Origin of the sequence: Leucobacter sp. USCH14, assembly GCF_037619215.1 — a bacterium.
Classification (GTDB): domain Bacteria; phylum Actinomycetota; class Actinomycetes; order Actinomycetales; family Microbacteriaceae; genus Leucobacter.
In genome coordinates, this window is record NZ_JAQPZP010000017.1 from 17,191 (window position 1) to 36,748 (window position 19,558).

Annotated in this window: 14 protein-coding genes, 2 tRNA genes and 1 riboswitch; of the genes, 6 read left to right on the top strand and 10 right to left on the bottom strand. The window is 69.7% G+C overall.

Going from position 1 to position 19,558, the window contains the following annotated elements; genetic code table 11:
* Positions 1-11 precede the first annotated feature (11 nt).
* A tRNA-Thr gene (locus PQI23_RS13060) sits at positions 12-83 on the top strand.
* Positions 84-173: 90 nt separating this feature from the next.
* Here the strand turns inward: PQI23_RS13060 and PQI23_RS13065 are convergent.
* Positions 174-782, bottom strand: coding sequence for an SOS response-associated peptidase family protein (locus tag PQI23_RS13065; protein ID WP_339975240.1), 609 nt, complete (start codon positions 780-782; stop codon positions 174-176).
* A 40-nt stretch (positions 783-822) separates the two neighbouring features.
* Here PQI23_RS13065 and PQI23_RS13070 point away from each other — a divergent pair, with 40 nt between their 5' ends.
* On the top strand, positions 823-1,950 hold the full coding sequence (locus tag PQI23_RS13070; protein WP_339975242.1) for an acyltransferase family protein: 1,128 nt from the start codon (positions 823-825) through the stop codon (positions 1,948-1,950).
* 10 nt (positions 1,951-1,960) lie between these two features.
* Here PQI23_RS13070 and PQI23_RS13075 read toward each other — a convergent pair whose 3' ends face one another.
* The 9 genes from PQI23_RS13075 to PQI23_RS13115 form a co-directional block, all read right to left on the bottom strand.
* Positions 1,961-3,928 (bottom strand): ABC transporter ATP-binding protein, encoded by a 1,968-nt coding sequence (locus PQI23_RS13075; RefSeq protein ID WP_339975244.1) that lies wholly within the window; start codon positions 3,926-3,928, stop codon positions 1,961-1,963.
* A gap of 225 nt (positions 3,929-4,153) precedes the next feature.
* A complete protein-coding gene (gene ribH / locus PQI23_RS13080) occupies positions 4,154-4,642 on the bottom strand; it encodes a 6,7-dimethyl-8-ribityllumazine synthase (RefSeq protein WP_339975246.1) in 489 nt (162 codons plus the stop codon).
* 87 nt (positions 4,643-4,729) lie between these two features.
* The gene (gene ribA / locus PQI23_RS13085) at positions 4,730-6,037 is read right to left on the bottom strand and encodes a GTP cyclohydrolase II (protein WP_339975248.1); all 1,308 of its coding nucleotides are present in this window, start codon (positions 6,035-6,037) and stop codon (positions 4,730-4,732) included.
* Positions 6,034-6,741, bottom strand: coding sequence for a riboflavin synthase (locus PQI23_RS13090; RefSeq protein WP_339975250.1), 708 nt, complete (start codon positions 6,739-6,741; stop codon positions 6,034-6,036). Before PQI23_RS13090 ends, ribA begins: the two co-directional genes overlap by 4 nt.
* Positions 6,741-7,874 carry a bifunctional diaminohydroxyphosphoribosylaminopyrimidine deaminase/5-amino-6-(5-phosphoribosylamino)uracil reductase RibD gene (gene ribD, locus PQI23_RS13095; protein WP_339975252.1) on the bottom strand — a complete coding sequence of 378 codons (1,134 nt, stop codon included), beginning with the start codon at positions 7,872-7,874 and terminating at the stop codon, positions 6,741-6,743. The genes PQI23_RS13090 and ribD overlap by 1 nt, the downstream gene beginning before the upstream one ends.
* 58 nt (positions 7,875-7,932) lie before the next feature.
* Positions 7,933-8,073: riboswitch (FMN riboswitch) on the bottom strand.
* A gap of 98 nt (positions 8,074-8,171) precedes the next feature.
* Positions 8,172-10,343: a bifunctional lysylphosphatidylglycerol flippase/synthetase MprF gene (locus PQI23_RS13100; RefSeq protein WP_339975254.1), complete on the bottom strand. Its 2,172-nt coding sequence runs from the start codon at positions 10,341-10,343 to the stop codon at positions 8,172-8,174.
* 32 nt (positions 10,344-10,375) lie between these two features.
* Entirely contained in the window at positions 10,376-11,383 is a 1,008-nt protein-coding gene (gene trpS, locus PQI23_RS13105) for a tryptophan--tRNA ligase (RefSeq protein ID WP_339975256.1), read from the bottom strand.
* A gap of 87 nt (positions 11,384-11,470) precedes the next feature.
* Positions 11,471-12,328 carry an exodeoxyribonuclease III gene (locus PQI23_RS13110; RefSeq protein WP_339975258.1) on the bottom strand — a complete coding sequence of 286 codons (858 nt, stop codon included), beginning with the start codon at positions 12,326-12,328 and terminating at the stop codon, positions 11,471-11,473.
* Between the two features lie 42 nt (positions 12,329-12,370).
* Positions 12,371-13,249 (bottom strand): exodeoxyribonuclease III, encoded by an 879-nt coding sequence (locus PQI23_RS13115; RefSeq protein ID WP_339975260.1) that lies wholly within the window; start codon positions 13,247-13,249, stop codon positions 12,371-12,373.
* Between the two features lie 97 nt (positions 13,250-13,346).
* On the opposite strand from PQI23_RS13115, the gene PQI23_RS13120 reads away from it, so the two are divergent.
* From PQI23_RS13120 to PQI23_RS13135, 4 genes are all read left to right on the top strand, one after another.
* A complete protein-coding gene (locus PQI23_RS13120; RefSeq protein WP_339975263.1) occupies positions 13,347-15,998 on the top strand; it encodes a LuxR C-terminal-related transcriptional regulator in 2,652 nt (883 codons plus the stop codon).
* A gap of 113 nt (positions 15,999-16,111) precedes the next feature.
* Positions 16,112-17,761: a hypothetical protein gene (locus PQI23_RS13125; protein ID WP_339975265.1), complete on the top strand. Its 1,650-nt coding sequence runs from the start codon at positions 16,112-16,114 to the stop codon at positions 17,759-17,761.
* 184 nt (positions 17,762-17,945) lie between these two features.
* Positions 17,946-19,262, top strand: a complete 1,317-nt coding sequence (locus PQI23_RS13130; protein ID WP_339975267.1) for an LCP family protein — start codon at positions 17,946-17,948, stop codon at positions 19,260-19,262.
* Between the two features lie 61 nt (positions 19,263-19,323).
* Positions 19,324-19,414 (top strand) — tRNA-Ser (locus tag PQI23_RS13135).
* The last annotated feature ends 144 nt before the right edge of the window (positions 19,415-19,558 follow it).

The following is a 19,558-nucleotide window of genomic DNA, read 5'->3' on the forward strand; positions in this document are numbered from 1 at the left end:
TCTCGCACTCGGCCGACTTAGCTCAGGGGTAGAGCAGTTCCCTCGTAAAGAACAGGTCTCGGGTTCAAATCCCGAAGTCGGCTCGATCAGGCCCCCGCAGAGGCGGGGGCCTTTTGCGTGCGTGGTGACGAAGTATCTGGCGCGTTATCGCGCACCTACTCCACCTACTCCACCTATTCCGCGGTCAGCGCGCGAGAGATCTCGTCGGAGGCGAGCCGCACTTCGGAGACCAGCGCCGCATCGCCCGGGCGCTCGGGGTCGAGCCACTCCGCGTGCATCTCGCGAGGCAGCACGAGGGGCATCCTCGGCCAGACATCCGCAGCCTCGCCCACGGCGTCTCGGGTCACCATCGAGTAGCTGATGAGCTCAGAGCCGTCCTCGAGTGTGACGGTCGATGTCAGCGCAGCGATGCCGAAAGCCTCGTCGTTCGGGAGCCGGAACCGCCCCTGCTTCTCGACGTACCAAGTCGCGGGCAGGATCGCGCGGTGCTGAAACGGCCGCTTCCACGAGCGCAGCAACCGATCGTCGCGCGAGTTGAACGCCGAGAACTTCACGGGCCCGCTGGCGTCGAGCCAGAGCCACCACCAGGCGAGCTGCACGTGGCGCTGACCGGTGGTGTCGGCCGTGATCACCGGGTTGAGGTTGCGGGCGTTCTTGCCCGTGATCTTCGCGTTGCCGGAGCGCTGCTCCAGCCAGGCGTCGACGAGTGCCGCGCTGCCCGGCTCGCTGAGGGGTTCGAGATCGAGGGGAAGCGAACCGCCGAGGCCGTATGACGCGCACATGCGGTCAGAATACGCCGGGAGACGTCGCTAGGCTACAGAAATGGGCTCTCCGGCGACGGCACCGACGAACGCTCATCCGAGCGCTCCCCGTGTCGCGCTCTGGGACAACGCTCGCTTCGCGCTCATCGCGCTGGTCGTGGTCGGCCACACGATCTCTACCGTGCGGCACGACACCGCGCTGGCCTACGGCATCTACACGTACATCTATCTGTTCCACATGCCCGCCCTCATCGCGCTCAGCGGCTACTTCTCGCGGGCGAGCGCCACGACCAAGACCGGGCGGGCGACGCTGCAGCTCATCGTGCTCTGGGTGCTCTGGGAGGGCATCTGGGTCGTGATCGGGTTCGCCGCGATCGACGAGACGCCCGCCCAGTCCTTCCTCGTGTCGCCGTCGTGGACGCTCTGGTATCTCGTCACCATCGTGACGATGCGCATCGTGCTGCCGTACATGGCTCAGCTGCGGCACCCGTTGCTCGTGTCGATCGCGATCGCGCTCTTCGGCGGGGTGATTCCGGTGATCGGCACCGAGTTCTCGGCGGCTCGCACGCTCACGTTCCTCCCGTTCTTCGTAGCGGGTTGGCTCGCGAGAACGAATGGGTGGCTCGACGGGGAGTGGTTCGCCGCCCCACGGCGATGGGTGCGCGTGTGGTCGTGGGGGATCCTGTCGGTGATCGCCGCGGTCTTCATCGCACTTCCCGGGCTGCGGTCGTGGTGGCGGCTCGACGGCTGGCTGACGTGGCGCGACGGGTACGCTCGGCGCTTCTCCGATGCTCCGATCGGCGACTGGTCACCGCACCACTGGATCGAAACGACGCTCGGCGGCGCGGCCGTGACCGCTCTGCTGCTCCTGCTGGCGGCGACGATGACCTTCGCCGTACTGGCGGTGACGCCGCGTCGCCGCCTCGTCGTCACCGCGTGGGGTGCGCGCACGCTCTCGGTCTACCTGCTGCACGGCCCCATCGTCTGGGCGCTGCGGCAGACCGGCGTCATCGATGCGGTCGGCGAACTCGGAGAACTCGGCGTCGTGATCCTCATCGTGGGAGCCCTCGTACTCGCCTCGCTGCTCGCCCTCGCCCCCGTCGAACGAGCCTTCCGCTGGGTGCTCGCCCCGAACCTCGATCGGTTCTTCCGCGATCCGAGTCCAGGGTCGGACCGCAGTGCGCGCTGACGCGCGCGCCTCAGCGGTCCTCCGGCACGAGCAGCTGGTGCTGCGCGAGCTCCCGGTACAGGGGAGCGCTCGCTATCAGCTCTTCGTGCGTCCCCTCTCCCACGACTCGCCCGTCGTCGAGTACGACGATCTTGTCGGAATCGACAACGGTCGAGAGGCGGTGCGCGATCACGACGAGGGTGCGCCCCGTCGACACGGCGTCGAGCGCCTCGCGCATGAGCCGTTCGTTCACGCCGTCGAGACTCGCGGTCGATTCGTCGAGCAGCAGGATCGGCGGCGCCGTGAGCAGGGCTCTCGCAATCGCGAGGCGCTGCTTCTCGCCGCCTGACAGCATCACGCCGTTCTCTCCCACGGGCATGTCGAGCGCTGCCGCGAGACCGGCACCCCGACCGCTCGACCTCGAAGCGCCCCCGCGCTCGAGAAGTGCGCCGAGGTTCACTGCGCGCAGCACGCGCTCGCACGCCGCGTCGCTCGCCTCGGGAGTGGCCAGCAGCAGGTTCTCGCGGAGCGTGCCCGCGAGAACGGGGGCATCCTGCTCGACGTACCCCATCTGGCGGCGGAGCTCCCCGCGGTCGAGCGCGCGCACGTCGGCGCCGTGCAGCGCGACCGATCCGGTCTCGGGATCGTAGAAGCGCTCGATGAGCCCCAGGATCGTCGACTTGCCCGCGCCCGAGGGCCCGACCAGCGCGACGCGCGATCCTCGTGGCACCGTGAAACTCACGCCGCGCAGCACCTCGGTCTCGATGAGCTCGGCGGGCGCCGCCTCCGCATCGCGTCGTGCGCCGCGACCGCCGCGCACGAGCTCGCGGGCATCCGCCCGTTCCGGAGCGGCTGATCGATAGGTGAAACGCACATCGCTCAACTCGATGGCCGGTGCGTGCTCGTCGCGCGCATCTGCGAGGGGCACGAGCCGGCCGAGAGGCGAGCGCTCGGCGTCGCGTTCGGCCTCCGTTTCGAGGTTCGCGATCTCCTGAATGCGGCCGAGCGCGCCGAGCGCCTGGTTGACGGCGGAGATCGCACCGAACGCCTGGCCGAGCGGCGTCACCATCAAGAAGAGGAAGATGATGAAGGTGACGAGCTGAGCGATGGTGATCGCGCCGGTTGCGACGCGGTAGCCGCCGAGACCGAGCACGATGAGGAACGAGAGCTGCAGCGCGAGGAACGAGACCGGAACGATGAATGCGGAGATTCGGGCGACCTTGATGCCGAGCCGGTAGGCCTCGGTCGCGTCGCGCTCGGTCGCCGCCTGCTCGCGCTCGGCTGCGCCCGCCGCTCGGATCGTTCGGATCGATGAGATGGAGCGGTCGACCTGCGCGGCGAGGTCGCCGACCTTCTCCTGCGCGCGGGCGACAGCCGGCCGGATGCGGGAGGACACGGCGACGACCACCACGAGGGCGACCACGATCACGCCGAAGGTGATCGCGAACAGGGCGGGATCGATCACGAGCATGCCGATGAGCGCGCCGACGAAGATGAGCAGCCCGCTCGCCGCCTCGACGAGGCCCTGCGTCAGTACTGCGCGCAGCAGTGTCGTGTCGCTGCCAACGCGCGACACGAGGTCACCTGTGCGTCGGCGGTCGAACTGCGAGATCGGCAGGTGGAGAATCTTGGCGATGAGACGCTTGCGGCTCGTCAGCACGACGCCCTCGCCCATGCGCTGCAGCACGTAATGCTGCAGTCCGCTCAGCACCGCGCCGACGACGACGATCGCGGAGAGCGCGCCGAGCAGCCCCGCGAGCGGCAGACCCTCTTGCACGCGGGTGATGATCTGGCCGAGCAGCGGGGGCTGCACGAGCGACGCGAGCGCGGCGACCAGACCGAGCGCGAGGGCGACGACCAGCAGCCCGCGCTGCTCGAAGAGGTACGGAATCAGCTGTCGCAGCGAGGCGCGCGGCCCGCGGGGCGCGGTGCGCGGGCGGCCGGCTGATCCGGCGCCGTCCGAGGTCGAGTGTTCTGCTGATGCTGCTGGGCCGCTCACCCGCCCAGCCTACGCCGTCGCCCGCGCACCACTGCCCCGCCCGTACCCCGCCCCATCGGCAGCGAGGTCACTTCGGGAGTGTGTCGGAGCTCCTGCGGGCCGCAACACACTCCGAAAGTGACCCCGCTCGAACTGTGGCGGAGCGGGGTCACTTTCCGTGGGTGTTGCTGTTCCGACACGCACGAGAAGTGACCCCGCTCGGCAAAAACGGGAGATCGCGCGGGACTACGCCGAGATGCGGCGGAGGGCTACCGCGAGGTGCAGCGCGGCCTCGGCGGCCTCGCGGCCCTTCGACTCCGGGGCGCCCGGGCGCCCGGAGCGGTCGAGCGCCTGCTGCTCGGTGTCGGTGGTAAGCACACCGAACCCGATGGGCTTGCCGGCGTCGAGCTGCACGCGCGTGAGACCGTCGGTCACTGCCGAACTGATGTACTCGAAGTGCGGAGTTCCGCCGCGAATCACGATGCCGAGGCAGACCGCCGCGTCGTACCCCCCGCCACCGGTCTCGCGCGGGGCGAGCGCGGTCTGCGCGGCGAGCGGCAGCTCGAACCCGCCCGCGACGGTGAAGGTCTCGTGCTCGGCCCCGGCAGCTGAGATCGACTGCTGCGCGCCCGCGATGAGGTGCTCCATGATGTCGGCGTGCCAGCTGCCGGCGATGATGGCGACGCGCAATCCGCTGGCGTCGACGGTGAGATCCGGGGCTCCGGCTCCGCTCATGATGTGCTCCTTCGAGTGAGATGCGTTGGGATGGAGGGCAGTGCGTGGGTCGTGCGCGGCCGGTGCGCGAGGGCCGGATCGCGGCGCCTACTGGCTGTCGCGAACGTTCTCGGGCAGCTGATGGCCCATGCGGTCTCGTTTCACCGCGAGGTACGCGAGATTCTCCTCGGTGACGCCGACCAGCAGCGGTACGCGCTCGGTCACGGTGATGCCGTGCGCTTCGAGCTGCTGCACCTTCTCGGGGTTGTTCGTGAGCAGCCGCACGCGATCGATGCCGAGGTCGGAGAGGATCTCGGCTGCCGCCGTGTAGTCGCGCGCGTCTGCCGGGAAACCGAGCTGCAGGTTGGCGTCGAGCGTGTCGACCCCCTGCTCCTGCAGCTGGTATGCGCGCAGCTTGTTGGCCAAACCGATGCCGCGGCCCTCTTGGCCGCGCAGGTAGACGACGACGCCGCCGGTCTCCTGGACCCGGTCGAGTGCCGCGTCGAGCTGCGGGCCGCATTCGCACTTCAGGGAGCCGAACGCCTCGCCGGTGATGCACTCGGAGTGCACGCGCACGAGCGCCTCGCCCGATGGGAGCGACCCGTCGGGCAGGGGAGCCACGAGCGCGAGATGGTCGACGCCCGCGCGGCGATCGCGATACGCCATCGCACGGAAAGCGCCGTGCTCGGTGGGCAGCAGCGTGTCGGCGCGAAGGCTCACCCCGCGGCGCTGCGGCTGCACGTCGGGGGCGCCTTCGGGGTCGTGGGTGTTGAGGTACGCGATGAGCTGCTCGATGGTGATGACCGGCACGCCCTCGCGCGCGCCGAGGGTGATGAGCTCGGGGAGGCGCATCATCTCGCCGTCTTCGGCCACGATCTCGGCGATCGCTGCGACGGGGCGGAGGCCGGCGAGCCTCATGAGCTCGACGCCCGCCTCGGTGTGCCCGTCGCGGGCGCGCACCCCGCCGTCCACCGCGCGCAGCGGCAGCACGTGCCCGGGCCGGCGCACGTCGGTCGGCTGCGCGTCCGGGTTCGCGAGGGCGCGCAGCGTGGTGGCGCGGTCGCTCGCACTGATGCCGGTGGTGACGCCGTGCGCGGCGTCGACCGTGACAGTGTACGCCGTGCCGCGAACGTCCTCGTTGCGCGACACCATCATCGGCAGGTCGAGTTCATCGGCGATCGCGTTCGTCATGGGGGCGCACAGCAGACCCGACGACCAGCGCACCGTCCAGGCGATCCACTCGGGGCTCGCGAGTTCCGCCGAGATGATGATGTCGCCCTCGTTCTCGCGATCCTCGTTGTCGGCGACGATCACCGGACGACCGGCCTTGACCGCCTCGATCGCCTCCTCGATGGTGGCGATGCCCGGTGTGCGCGGGGTCTCGGGAAGCTCGGCGGCAGAAATGGTGGTGCTCATGCGCGGTGTCCTTCGGCGTTCGGGTGGGCTGTTGCGTCGGCGTCGGCGTCGGCGTCGCCGGTGCCGGCATTGCTCGCATCGGCAGCACCGAGGCGCAGCATGCGAGCGACATGTCGGGCGAGGATGTCCGTTTCGACGTTGACGCGATCGCCGGGGGTCAGGTCGCCCAGCGTCGTCGCGACGAGCGTCTCGGGGATGAGCGAGACCTCGAACCATTGATCGGCCTCGGATTCGGGCGAGATCGCGGAGACGGTGAGCGACACCCCGGAGAGGGTGACGGAGCCCTTGTCGACCAGGAGCGGCGCGAGCTGCCGATCGAGCGAGAATCGCAGCACGCGCCAGGCCTCGTGCGGGGTGACGGATACGAGGGTCGCGGTTCCGTCGACGTGCCCCTGCACGATGTGGCCGCCGAGGCGCGTGTCGACGCGCACCGCCCGCTCGAGGTTCACCCGGGTGCCGGGAGCGGCATCGCCGATCGTCGACATCGCGATCGTCTGCGCCATGACGTCGGCGGTGAAGGTGGCGCGACCGTCGGCGGCGACAGCGCGATCGATTACGGTGAGGCACACTCCCGAAACGGCGATCGACGCCCCGTGGTCCGCGTCGCTCGTGACGGTCGGCCCCGCGATGACGAGGCGGAGGGAGTCGTCGACGGGTTCGACCGACACGACCTCGCCGACTTCTTCGATGAGTCCAGTGAACATCAGGATCCTTCCGTAACGGGGCCGAGGGCCGACGAGGCGCGGTCGAGCGACGCGATCACGAGCAGATCGTCGCCGAGGCGTTCGATGCGCGTCTCGCTCAGGCGCAGAATGCCGGAGATGTCGGGGATGCCGAGATCCCCGATGGCGAGCCGCGGGCCCCCGAGCAGCGCGGGTGCGACGTACACGAGCACGTCATCGGCGAGCCCCGCGGCGATCAGGGCGCTCGCCACCGTCGGGCCTCCCTCGACGAAGACGCTCCGCACGCCGTGCTCGGCGAGCGACGCAAGGTCGGCTGCGAGATCGGCGCCCGTGAAACGGAGCGGTTCTGAGAGGCCGTGCGCGGCCAGCGCCGGGTGCGCGCGAACGCGAGCGCTCGCCGGAATCTCCCGCCGCCCCACCACCACCGGGAGCGGCTGCTCCTTCGGCGGCACGAGCAGACCCCCGGCGGCATCGCGGGCGGTGAGTGCGGGGTCGTCGGCGAGCAGAGTGCCGGTTCCGACGAGGATCGCGTCGGCCCTCGCGCGCCGTCGGTGCACGTCGGCCCGTGCTCCCTCGCCGGTGATCCACTGACTCGAGCCGTCGGTCGCAGCTGCGCGGCCGTCGAGGGTCTGAGCCCACTTGACGATCACGCGCGGCCGCGAAGGCCGGGGAAGAGGATCGCCGGTGCGCGCCGGCACTGCGCCCGCCTGCTTCTCGAGCCAGGGGGCGAGGAGCGCTCGTGCCTCACCGTCGAGCACTCCGCCGCGCACCTCGACGCCGGCGGCGCGCAATGTGTCGGCGCCGCCCGACGACTCCTGGCCGGGGTCGGAGAGGGCGTAGGCGACGGCGCCCACACCGGCGGCGATGAGCGCTGCGGCGCACGGGCCGGTGCGACCCGTGTGGTTGCACGGCTCGAGGGTGACCACCGCTGTGAGTTCAGCTGCTCGGTCGTGCCATTCGGCGAGCAGGTGGCCCAGGGCCTCGACCTCCGCGTGAGGCGTGCCCGCACCGCGGTGCCAGCCCTCGGCGACGACGCGACCCTCGGGGTCGAGCAGTACGCACCCGACCTGCGGGTTCGGGGTATGCGAGGGGCCGCGGCGCGCGATCGCGAGGCCGCGCCGCATCCCGTCCTCGATGAGGCTCTGCTCGAGCATCCCCGGTCCACCGTTCAGTCCGTGCCGGGTGCGCAAGGGTCCACGGACGTCCGTGACTCGCGCGTTCCTCTCATCCGGACTCGAACGCGCGAGGCGTCCATCACCGTCGGTACCGGAATTCCACCGGTTCAGCATCGCTGGTGCGACGCTCGCGGACTCTGACCGCCGGTTCGGAATCACACCGACCCCGGAACACGATCATCATCGTAGTCCTCATACGCGGAGCGCGCGCATCCGCCCGTCACGATTTCGCCGGGGGCGCAACACGTCGAGACGAGGGCACGCCGGCGCCCGGGGTCAGCGAGGTGAGCGGGTGGCGGTGGCGGAGGCCATGAGATCGCGCATCGATGCATCCGGCAGGTAGGCACGAGTCAGCGCGATCCCGATGCGCGGCAGGTCGCCCTCGTCGCGGTACAGCAGATGCAGCGACTCGGAGCGGGGATTGAACTTCTGCTTGAAGCGGTGCAGGGACGCGAACCCGTACAGGGGCTCGATGAGAGCGCCGAGTCGAGCGAGTACCTGATCGACGGGACCGGCCTGAGCGTCGTCCGACCGCACGAGCGGAGCTCCCGACAGCGACACGAACTCGTATCCGGACTGCGAGAAATGCAGTGCGGAGGAGGCGATGAGGAACTCCATGACCGGGCCGAACCCGCCGTCCCGACGGCGCATGAGATCCAGCGTCCACCCGATGATGCGCGGCTCCGCCCGAGCGCCCTCACCACCGGAGCCGTCGTCCTCGACCGCGGCGGGCCCGTACACGGGCAGCCACGAGGTGACCCCGTGCAGGTTGCCGCCCGCGTCGACTGCGAGGCCGACGTGCACTGCCGGATCCAGCGCCTCCTCGACCGTGCCCAGCGTGAACCGCATCTCGGGCAGTCCCTTGTCCCCCGCCCACTGCTCCGAGATCGCGCGCACCTGCGCGAGCACGTTCCACGGCTCTTCGGCGAGCCGTACCATGCGGAACGAGATCTCCTCTCGGCCGGCGCGGTTGATCGCGGTGCGCACAGCACCCCAGGCTTTGCCGGTGAACGCGAGCCCGGGGAGGTCGACGATCGTGTCCTCCGCGACGACGACCGAGCGCCAGCCCGCGGGCTTCGCCGCAGCCGAGACCCCGCCCGCCGAAAAGACGCACGGAACGAGCCCGGCCTGCTGAGTCGCGTTCGCGAACCTCTCGAGCGCGGTGCCGTGCTCGCCCTCCGGCACGATCGGGTCGCCCAGCATGATGGCGACGCCGGCATGCGCCTGGTACGCGATGGCGCCCTCGCCGCTCGAGATCCTCTGGTTGGCCTCCCACGTCGCCATCCACGAGATCGTGCCTCCGCCGTAGCGCTCGAGCCGACCGACGAGCTCGTCGCGCGTCACCGGTTCGGCGCCGAGCGCGCGCCGGGACTGCCGCAGCCGCACGCGGAATGCTCCGCGGCCCACGACGAGGAGGACGATGATCGCCGCCCAGAGGATCGCCGGAGCGAGCAGGAGGGCGAAGACCTGACGCGGCGATTCCACGGTGCCCGCATCGACGAGGGCGGGGAGGAGCGCGAAGCCGAGCGCGGCGGTCGCGAGGTTGAAGGCGCCGACGACGAGGGCGCCGATCCAGGCCACGCGATACCCGGACCTGATGCCGTTCGCGATGAGCGCGATCACGATGAGGTCGATGGCCACGTCGATCAGCGACGCCGTGGGGTGATTCTCACCCAGCGGACCGTTGAACGGGACGATGAGATCGAAGACCTGGATCACGCCGACGGCGATCAACCCGGCGAGGGCGATGAGGCGCCACTCGCGCTGCGTGGGCCGCCCTGCGGGATGCCGGAAGGCGGGAAGCCACCCGCTCGCGATGAGCCCGACGGTCATCGCGACGGCGTGCTCGAGGTCGTAGAGCTCGCCGAGGTACAGCACGGAGATGCCCACCCAGAGCCCGATCGCGATGCGCGCTCTCAGACGCCACGGAGCGGGCAGGGTGGCGATCGCGAAGACGAGGGCCGTGAACGCCGCGCACGATGGGCCGACGTCGAGCGCTTCGGTGAGCCGTACGGCCCACGGCCAACCCGTCTGCGACACGAGCACCAGGATCCCTGCGGCTCCGAGCACTCCGACGATGTGACCGCCGAGGGCGAGCGCCACGGTGCGCAGCGACCCGAATCGCCACTCCGCCCAGCCGAGGCCGCCGGCGACGAGGGGGAGCAGAGAGAGATAGACGGAGGGGCGATCGACGAAGAACGGCGACGTCAGCAACGTCCACCACCGGCCGTCGGTGAATGAGGGAATGCCGGTGGCGATCTGCGGGTACCAGGGCTGGTCGGCGGCGGGTTGCCAGAGCGTCCCGCTGACGATCCCGACAGCGAGAACGGCGCCGAGGAACGCCGCCGTGAACGGCACCCTCCGCGTCACCCGCAGCACGCGGACGATGCGCGAGCGACGACGCGCAGAGCGCTCGTCGGTGCGCGCCGGTGCCTCGGGGGCCGTCATGCGCTCAGTCTAAGGACCGACGCGCGCCGCGGCTAGCGGATGAGCCCGATGCGCTCGTAGACGAGGTCGAGCGTGCGGTTCGCCACCTCGTTCGCGCGTTCCGCGGCACGACCGAGCAGCCGGTCGAGCTCCGCCGGATCCGCCAGCAGCTCTTCCGTGCGGGTGCGGACGGGCGCCAGGCTCTCCTCGACGACCTCGACGAGCCCCTTCTTCAGGTCGCCGTAGCCGCGACCCGAGTACTCCTGCTCGATCGACGAGATCGACCGGCCGCTCAGCACCGAGTAGATCGTCAGCAGGTTCGCGACGCCCGGCTTCGCCTCGCGGTCGAACCGGATCTCGCCGTCGGCATCGGTCACCGCCCGCATGATCTTCTTCTTGGTGACGTTCGCCGGGTCGAGCACCTTGATGAGGCCCGCCTCCGACTCGGCGGACTTCGACATCTTCGCGGTCGGCTCCTGCAGGTCGTAGATCTTCGCGGTGCCCTTCGGGATCTGCGCCTCGGGCACGACGAACGTCTCGCCGAAGCGCGAGTTGAAGCGATTCGCGAGGTCGCGGGTGAGCTCGACGTGCTGGCGCTGATCCTCGCCCACGGGCACGCTCTCCGCCTGGTAGAGCAGAATGTCGGCCGCCATCAGGATCGGGTAGGTGAACAGCCCGACCGACGCCGCGTCGGTGCCGTTCTTCTGCGACTTGTCCTTGAACTGCGTCATGCGACTGGCCTCGCCGAAGCCGGTGACGGTGTTGAGCACCCACGCGAGTTCGGCGTGGGCCGGCACCTGCGACTGGACGAACAGCGTCGACTTCTCGGGATCGATGCCGGCGGCGATGTATTGGGCCGCGGTGCGGCGGGTGCGGGCGATCAATTCGGCCGGGTCCTGAGGAACGGTGATGGCGTGCAGGTTCACCACGCAGAAGAAGGCGTCGAAGTCCTCCTGCATCTGCGTCCACTGGCTGAGCGCGCCGATGTAGTTGCCGAGCTGCAGCGAATCGCTCGAGGGCTGCATGCCGGAGAAGAGGACGGGCTTGGGGTGTTCACTCATGGGTGTTCCTTGCGGGAGGTGCTGCGATGCGTGTTCGGGAATTGGCACGGGTGCGGGCCGGATCGCCGACGCCGACCGTGCCGAGCGTCAGATGCGGTAGTCGACGACGACCGCGGCGTGATCCGACCACCGTGCGTCGTACGACGCGGCGCGGTCGACGGTGTACGACTCGACGCGCTCGGCGAGGGCGGGGGTGACGACCTGGTAGTCGATGCGCCACCCCGTGTCGTTGTCGAACGCCTGCCCGCGGTTGGACCACCAGGTGTAGGGGCCGTCGACCTCGCCGTGGAAGCGGCGCCCCACGTCGACCCAGCCGTAGCCCGCGCCCTCGGTGCCGTCGACGCCTACGACCGGCTCGCCCGCGGCGCCGAAGAAGCGGTCGAAGTAGGCGCGCTCGCGGGGGAGGAAGCCGGCGCGCTTCACGTTGCCCTTCCAGTTCTTGATGTCGAGTTCGCGGTGCCCGACGTTGAAGTCGCCGACGATCGCGACGAGCTCGCGCTCAGCCGCGAGCTCGTGCATGCGCTGCCCCATCGCGTCGAGAAAGGCCCACTTCGCCTCCTGGCGCGGGGTCTCCACCTCGCCCGAGTGCGTGTAGTTGCTGACGACCGTGAGCGGAGTGCCGCCGAGATCGAAGTCGGCTTCGAGCCAGCGGCCGGAGGATTGGATCTGCTCCTGCGCCTCGAGGGCGCCGAGACCGACGCGGTGCGCGGCTGCGGGCACGCGGCTGGCGATCGCGACGCCCGCGCGCCCCTTGATCTGGCAAGGGTCGTGGATGAAGTGCCACTCGTCTCCGAGCAGTTCGGTCAGGTGCGCGTCATCGGCGCGCACCTCCTGCAGAGCGAGCACGTCGACGCCCCGCGCGTCGAGCCACTCGCCCATGCCCTTCCGGAATGCGGCCCGGATGCCGTTGACGTTGACGGATGCGACACGCAAGGTTTCAGCCATACCCGCCAGTCTACGTCGGGAGCGACGGAGGTATCGAGAGCGTCAGAACACCATCGGGCGGTCATCGTCGTCGTCGAACGTGCCGCCGAGCAGGTCGACATCGATGTCGCACACGACCGGAACGTGATCGCTCGGGGCGTCGCCCTTGCGCTCCTCGCGCTCGATGGAGGCGCCCGTGACCGCGTCGGCGAATGCCGGCGACCCCATAATGAAGTCGATGCGCATCCCCTGATTCTTCGGGAACTTGCCCGCCTGGTAATCCCAGAATGTGAACCCCTCGGGCACGATCGGGCGCACGACGTCGGTGACGAGCGTCTCGAACGAGGCGAACATCGAGCGCTCCTCGGGCGAGATGTGCGTGGAGGCCCCCGGCCGGAACGACGGATCCGCCATGTCGCCCTCCTGGGGTGCGATGTTCCAATCTCCCATGAGGGCGAGGGGCAGGTCGGGGTTCTCGCCGAGCCAGGCGCGGGTGTCTTCGCGCAGCGCCTCGAGCCACGCCAGCTTGTAGGCGAAATGCGGGTCGTCGAGCGAGCGGCCGTTGGGCACGTAGAGGCTCCACAGGCGGAGGTCGCCGACGGTGACGCCGAGCGCGCGCGCCTCGAGCGGCAGATCGTTCGGGCCGATGCCCTGCACGGCCTCCTGACCCTTCACGGGCTTTCCGAACCCCGGCATTCCCGCGAAGCTCCGCGCGACGTCGGTCATCTCGTGGCGGCTGGCGATCGCGACGCCGTTCCACTGATTGAGACCGTGGATCTCGACCGAGTACCCGGCCTGCTCGAACGCGGCGATCGGGAACTGCTCGGGCTTGCACTTGATCTCCTGCATCGCCAGCACGTCGATGTCTTCGCGAACGAGCCAATCGACCACGCGGCCGAAACGAGTGCGGATCGAATTGACGTTCCAGGTGGCGATGCGCATGGATATCAGCCTAGCGCCGGGTGCTTGCGCATCTCGGCCCGCCCAGTCACAATCTGGGCAAGGCCCGCGAGGCTTTCGGGGGCCCGAAGGGAGCGTCATGGCGGCGCGCGGAACGCAGACGGGAGCGGGCGGAGAGCGGATCGCGGTTCCGCGTCGCAGGCTCGGCGATGTCGTCGAGGCCGCGCGCGCCGAGGGCTCGGTCACGGTGCTGCTCGGCGATGCCGGGAACGGCAAGGGGTACCTGGCGGAGCAGGCTGCGCTGACGCTCGCGGACGAGCATCCCGGCATGGTCTCGGTGCACGTGCTGCCGCGGCCCGCGCGCCCGGCCAGCGTCATCCCCTCGGTGTTCCCGGTCGATGCGGCGCTGCATGCGGCCGAGCCGGCATCGGGGGAGGCGACGGAACGCGCGCGGGCCGAACACGTTCGAGCGACCATCGGAGGAGGGGATCCGAACGGGTCCGTGATCCTCGTCGCCTCGGACGTCGATGAGTACTCGCCGCAGGATCTGCGCGTGCTCACCGAGCTCGCCCGCACCCGCACCGTTCGCATCATCGCGACGGCGCGCCAGCTCTCGAGCGCGATCGACCGAATCGGCAGCGGCCCCCAGGTGCAGCGCCTCACCATCGGGCCGCTCGACGTCGAGGAGAGCGGAGCATTTCTCTGCTCCATGCTCGGCGTCGATCGTATCGACCCCGATACGTTGCGTCGGTGGCACGCGGCAGCGGGCGGCAACGGGTACGCACTCGCAGTGCTCGCGCTCGCCGCCGACCGGGCCGGTGACCTGCGTCGCAGCCGCGGCACGGCGTGGGCGACGCGCCGGGATGACATCGTGACCGGCGAATACGCGCGGTTGCTCGCGGACTCGTGCGGCGAGCGCGAGTGGCAGGCGCTCGAGTTCGTCGCGCAGGCGGAGCCGATCATCGAGACCGTACTGCTCCGGAGCATCGACGCCGGCGTGCTCACCGCGCTGTTCGAACGCGGCCTCGTCGTCTCGCACGCGCGCGCGGGCGCTCCGTCTCTCACACTGGGACATCCGCTGCTCGCCGCGTCGGTGCGCGCGGGCATGTCGCCGGTGCGGCGCATCGAGCTCGACGACCGGATCTTCCAACTGCTGATCGAGGATCACGGGGCGGCCGACCCCGCATCCGATTCCGAACGGCTCGTCCGTCTCGTGGTGTTCGGCACGGCTGCGGGGCGGCACGTCGCATTCCCATGGGTGTGGCGGGCGTTCGAGGCGGTCGCCCAGGGCGGCTACCCCCGCCTCGTACTGCGTCTCGCGCGCGTCATCGCAGAGCATCCCGACGCCGACGGGCGGCAGGCCGGAAGTGCTGCGTTGCGGGCGGTGCGCATCGGGCGCCTGCTCGGCGACGAGCCGGCGCGGCGGGGTGCGCTCGAGCGCATCGCTGAGCTCCTCGCCGATTCCGGGCTGCGCGGCGCGATGCCGCCGACGCTGGAGGTGGGGCTCGTCACCACCGTTGTGCGGGAGCGCGTGAGAGACGGCGGCGATGTCGATGCGGCTCTGCACGAACTCGACGAGCTCGAGGCGCGCACCGGCGTCGAGGCGGCGCGGGCGATGGTCGGCAGCACCCGCGTGCACGTGCTCGCCTACACCGGCCGGCTCCGGGACGCGGCGGAGGCGTGCCCGCCGCTCGACGTCTCGGCGGATCTCGGCATCGAGTGGGCCAGATCGTCGGGCCGGGCCATGGCCGCCCTCATCCTCGAGCAGCAGGGCGAGTTCGAGCACGCGGTGGCGAGCGCCGAGCACGCGCGAGCGCTGAGCCGGCTCGGGCCCCGCTCCCGAAGCGATCTGGTCGACATACAGGGCTTCTGCACCTTGCTCGGCTACTGGGTGAGCGGGAGCCGGGAGAGCGCGCGACGCGTGTTCGAGGGGCTCGCCGAAGAGGCATCGGCGGATTCGCACGCGGAGGCGCACTACTCGGGGCTGGTCGAGGTCGGGGCGGTGCTGCTCGCCGTGCAGGAGGGCCGGTGGATGGAGGCGGTGGCGAGCGGCGAACGGCTGGCGGATCGCCTGAGCTCCAGCGACCCGTACTCGCTCGGGCCGCTCGTGCACTCCGCCCTCGCCCTCGCCCTGGCGGTGCTCGGAGAACGGGATGCCGCCGTGCGCGCCCTCGGGGCGTCCGAATCGCCGCAGCGCGGAGTGTCGATGGCCGTCGGCGGGCATCGACGCGTGCTCGCGCTGCGCGCCCGGCAGTGGTTGCGAGAACCGCGAGCTGCGGTCGAAGCCGCCGAGATCGCTCGATGGGCGTCGCGGGAACGCCTGCCCTACATCGAACTGCTCGCGCGGCACGCGCACGCCTTCGAAACGCGCAGCATCACCGCTGACGACCTCTCGGCAGCGCAGCATCTCGCATCGCAGGTCGACGGACCGCTCGGCGAAGCACTCGTCGCGCACCTGCTGCGGATGGCGAGCACGACCCCCTCGGGCCGCGGCGCCGGAGCTCCGGCGGCGGAGGACGAGGAACCGGAGATCCGCCTGCTCGCCGATCTCGGCATCTGGCTTCCGGTGCCGCCCGCTGCCGACCTGACACCCCGGGAGCGTGAGATCGTGCTGCTCGCAGCGCTCGGGTACTCCAGCCGCTTCATCGCCGAACGCCTCACCATCTCGTCGCGCACCGTCGAGACGCATCTCTCGCACGCCTTCGCCAAGATCGGCGTCGAGAACCGCGACGAGATGCGCGAGTGGGTCGCCCGCAATCGCGCCTCGACGGCGTCCTCGCGAAGTACGTAATTCTCCCGGATCCGCCGCCGTCGCGCCGCGCGTAGCCTGCGATCAGGTTGACCGAAGATGTGCGGCCTGGGGGGTTCTCACGTGCCGTGCGCACCTGAGAAGCGAGAAGGATCATGCATACATCGAACCGGGGCGACGGCACTGGTGCCGCACCCCGATGGCAGCGCAGTCGCGTGGCGATCGCACTGATCGGCGCCGCCGCGCTGACGCTCGGAACCGGCATCGGAGCCGCTGCGGCGGAAGAGTCGAGCGTCGTCGCGACGAGCGCCTCCGACGTTTCGGCGCCGGAAGCGGGGGCTGCGACTTCGCCGGAGCCCCCGGCGACCGTGGAGCCGCCGGTTGCAGAACCGGTCGCCGCCGAGCCACCTGTGGTCGAGCCGCCTGCGGTCGAACCTCCCGCGGTTGAGCCTCCGGTGGTCGAGCCGCCTGTGGTCGAGCCGCCTGTCGCCGCCGAGCCTTCGGCGGCTGAACCTCCGATGGAGGCGGTGGAAGCACCCGCCGCCGCGCCCGAGCCGGTCGACCCGACGGAGCCGACGCCCGATCCTGCAACCGATCAGGCCTTCGAACCCGGCGAAGCGCGAGTCGCCGAAGCAGGCGCTGAGAAGGGGAAGGGCAGCGAGAACCCGCACAACAAGGTCACGCTGTGCCACGCGACGAACTCGGAGAAGAACCCGTACGTGCAGATCACGGTGAACGCCAATGGCTCGGCCAGCGGACACATCGGGCACCAGGGCAGCCGCGACATCATTCCTCCCTTCACCTACAACGATCACGGCGAGGAGAAGTCGTTCGGCGGTCAGAACTGGGACGCCGCCGGCCAGGCGATCTGGAACAACGGGTGCCAGCCGGCGGGTCCCGATCCGGATCCCGAACCGGGTTCGCCCGTGCTCTCGATCGATCCGCTCGCCTGCATCCCAGGTGACGCTCCACTGCCCGAGAGCGTCGCCGTCACCGTCAGCGGCCTCACCGAATCGGGGATGTGGACGCTCACCGTCACCGGCGGCGAGAGCGGGAGCGCGACGGTGCAGGTCACCGGGAACGGCACCTACTCCGTGCCCGTGAACGGAGTCGGCACCTACTCCGTATCGATTGCGGCGGGTGGCGAGGTCGCCGACACGGCGAGCTTCACCGTGGCGCTCTGCCCTGATCCGAGCGGGGGCGACAAGCCGACGCTCGACGTGCCGGGCATTCCGTGCCTCCCGGTCGATGCGGAGATTCCCGGGACGGTGACCGTGACCGTCAGCGGATTCTCGGCTCCGGAAGCGGTTGCAACGGCCGACGAGACGGTCGTCGACGCGGCGTATATGCTGCGGATCAGCGGCGGATCGGCCGGAGAAGCGACCGTCGCAGTGGATGGCAACGGCAGCTACGTCCTCCCGCTCAGCGGGCTCGCAACGTACACGGTGACGCTGCTCGCGGGCGACACGGTGGTCGCCTCGGAATCGGTGGTCGTGCAAGGATGCGAGACGCCGACGCCGAACACGCCTCCTGAGCCCCCGGTGCCCCCGGTGCCTCCGGCGCCTCCCGCGCCGCCGGCCGTTCCGGTAGATCCGTCTCACGCCCTGCCGCCGATGCCGGTCGCTCCCGTGCCGACGGCTCCGGCCCCGAGCGGAACCGCGGTCGTGGAGCGGGTCGTGCAGCAGCAGCCCATGCTCGCGGTGACGGGAGCGAGCGAGAGTGCGGCGCAGCTGGCGACGGCAGCACTCGCGGTGCTGGTCGGAGGAGCGCTGCTGTTCTCAGCGAAGCGCCTGCGTCGGAGCTGAATGCCGGGAAGCCGTGAGTGAACGCGATCGGCGGTGCTGTTGACTGCGATTCCAACAGCACCGCTGATCGCGGGCGCGCTGATCCTGCTGCCAGGATCTCCAAGGACACATCCAGTACCACCATGTACATTGAATCGTTATGTCGGGCGCGATCAGCGCTGCCCGCGCGATTCTGGGAAGCTGAATGACACAGAAACCTGCTGGAGCACTCGAACGCCACTCGTTCGTGCGACATGGCAAGCTCCGTCGTTCGAGCGCATGGGGGAACGCGCTCCGCGTTCTGCTCACCACCGCAATCGTCGTGGTGCTGAGCGGAGTGGCCACCGTCTCCTACGCCGTCTGGGGCTTGGTGAGCGACATCGACACCGTCGAGCTCGGCAACGAGTCGACCGCCGTGGGTCTCGGGGACACCACGATCGACGGAGCGCTCACGGTGCTCCTCGTCGGGTCCGATTCGCGTGCGGGGCAGGAGATCGACGACGGTGAGGAGGGCGAACTCAACGACGTCACGATGATGCTGCACGTCTCGGCGGATCATAAGAACGCCACGGTCGTCAGCTTCCCCCGCGACCTCATGCTCGCGATTCCGAGCTGCCCCGGGCCGAACGGCGAGCCCGACTACTACTCGGCGATGAGCGAGCAGCAGCTGAACTCGACGCTCGCGAACGGCGGCCTGCCCTGCGTCGCGGAGACCATCTCCGAGCTCACCGGCATGGAGATCCCGAATGCCGCCCTGATCACCTTCGACGGGGTCATCGGCGTCTCGAACGCCATCGGCGGCGTCGAGGTCTGCCTGGCGCAGCCCATCGTCGATGAGCACACCGACCTGGATCTGCCCGCCGGTGAGAACACGCTCGTCGGCCTCGAAGCGTTGCAGTTCCTCCGCACCCGTCACGGTGTGGGCAACGGCGGCGACACCAGCCGCATCAGCAACCAGCAGGTCTTCATGTCGGCGCTCGTGCAGAAGATGAAGAGCGCCGACACGCTTTCGGACCCGTCGAAGGTCTACGCGCTCGCGAAAGCGGCAGTCGAGAACATGACCATGTCGAAGAACATGGCCAGCGTGCAGTTCATGCAGCAGGTCGCGAACACGGTGAAAGACATCGATCTCGAGAACATCAACTTCGTGCAGTACCCCTCGTTCGATCACCCGTACCAGTCGGGGCGTCTGACCCCCGATTACGCCAGCGGGGATGCGCTCTTCGAGCTGATCAAGAGCGGGAAGCCGTTCGGCGTGGAAGCGGTGGGCGAAGGCGTTGAAGTTGAGGGCGAGGAGACCCCCGCTCCCGAAGCGGGTGCCGAGACTCCCGCTCCCGAGGAAACTCCCGCGCCGGAGGAGACGACCGCTCCCGAGGAGACGCCGACCAGCGAACCTGCGCCAGACCCGGCCGCTGAGGACCCGGCAACGCCCGATCCTGCCGCTGAGACCGAGCTCCCAGAGAACGTGACCGGCGTGCAGGCCAACAAGTCGGTCTGCTCAGCGGGGCGCACGGTGTACTGAGCCTGACGGATTTCCACCGTGCCCGTTCGTTCGGGTAGAGTGGATGACGTTGTTCGTGTATGGAGACGTGCCAGAGCGGCCGAATGGACTTCACTGCTAATGAAGGGTCGGGGTTAACTCGACCGGGGGTTCAAATCCCCCCGTCTCCGCCAGTCGAACAGCACTGAGAACCCCCGAGGTTCGTTGAGAAGTCAACGGAGCTCGGGGGTTCTTGCATGTGGGGTGCGTCCGTGAATGATGCTCCTATTGTTGTCAACTCGAAGGGGCGCTTGTTTCGAGCCATTCCCGGTATGCCT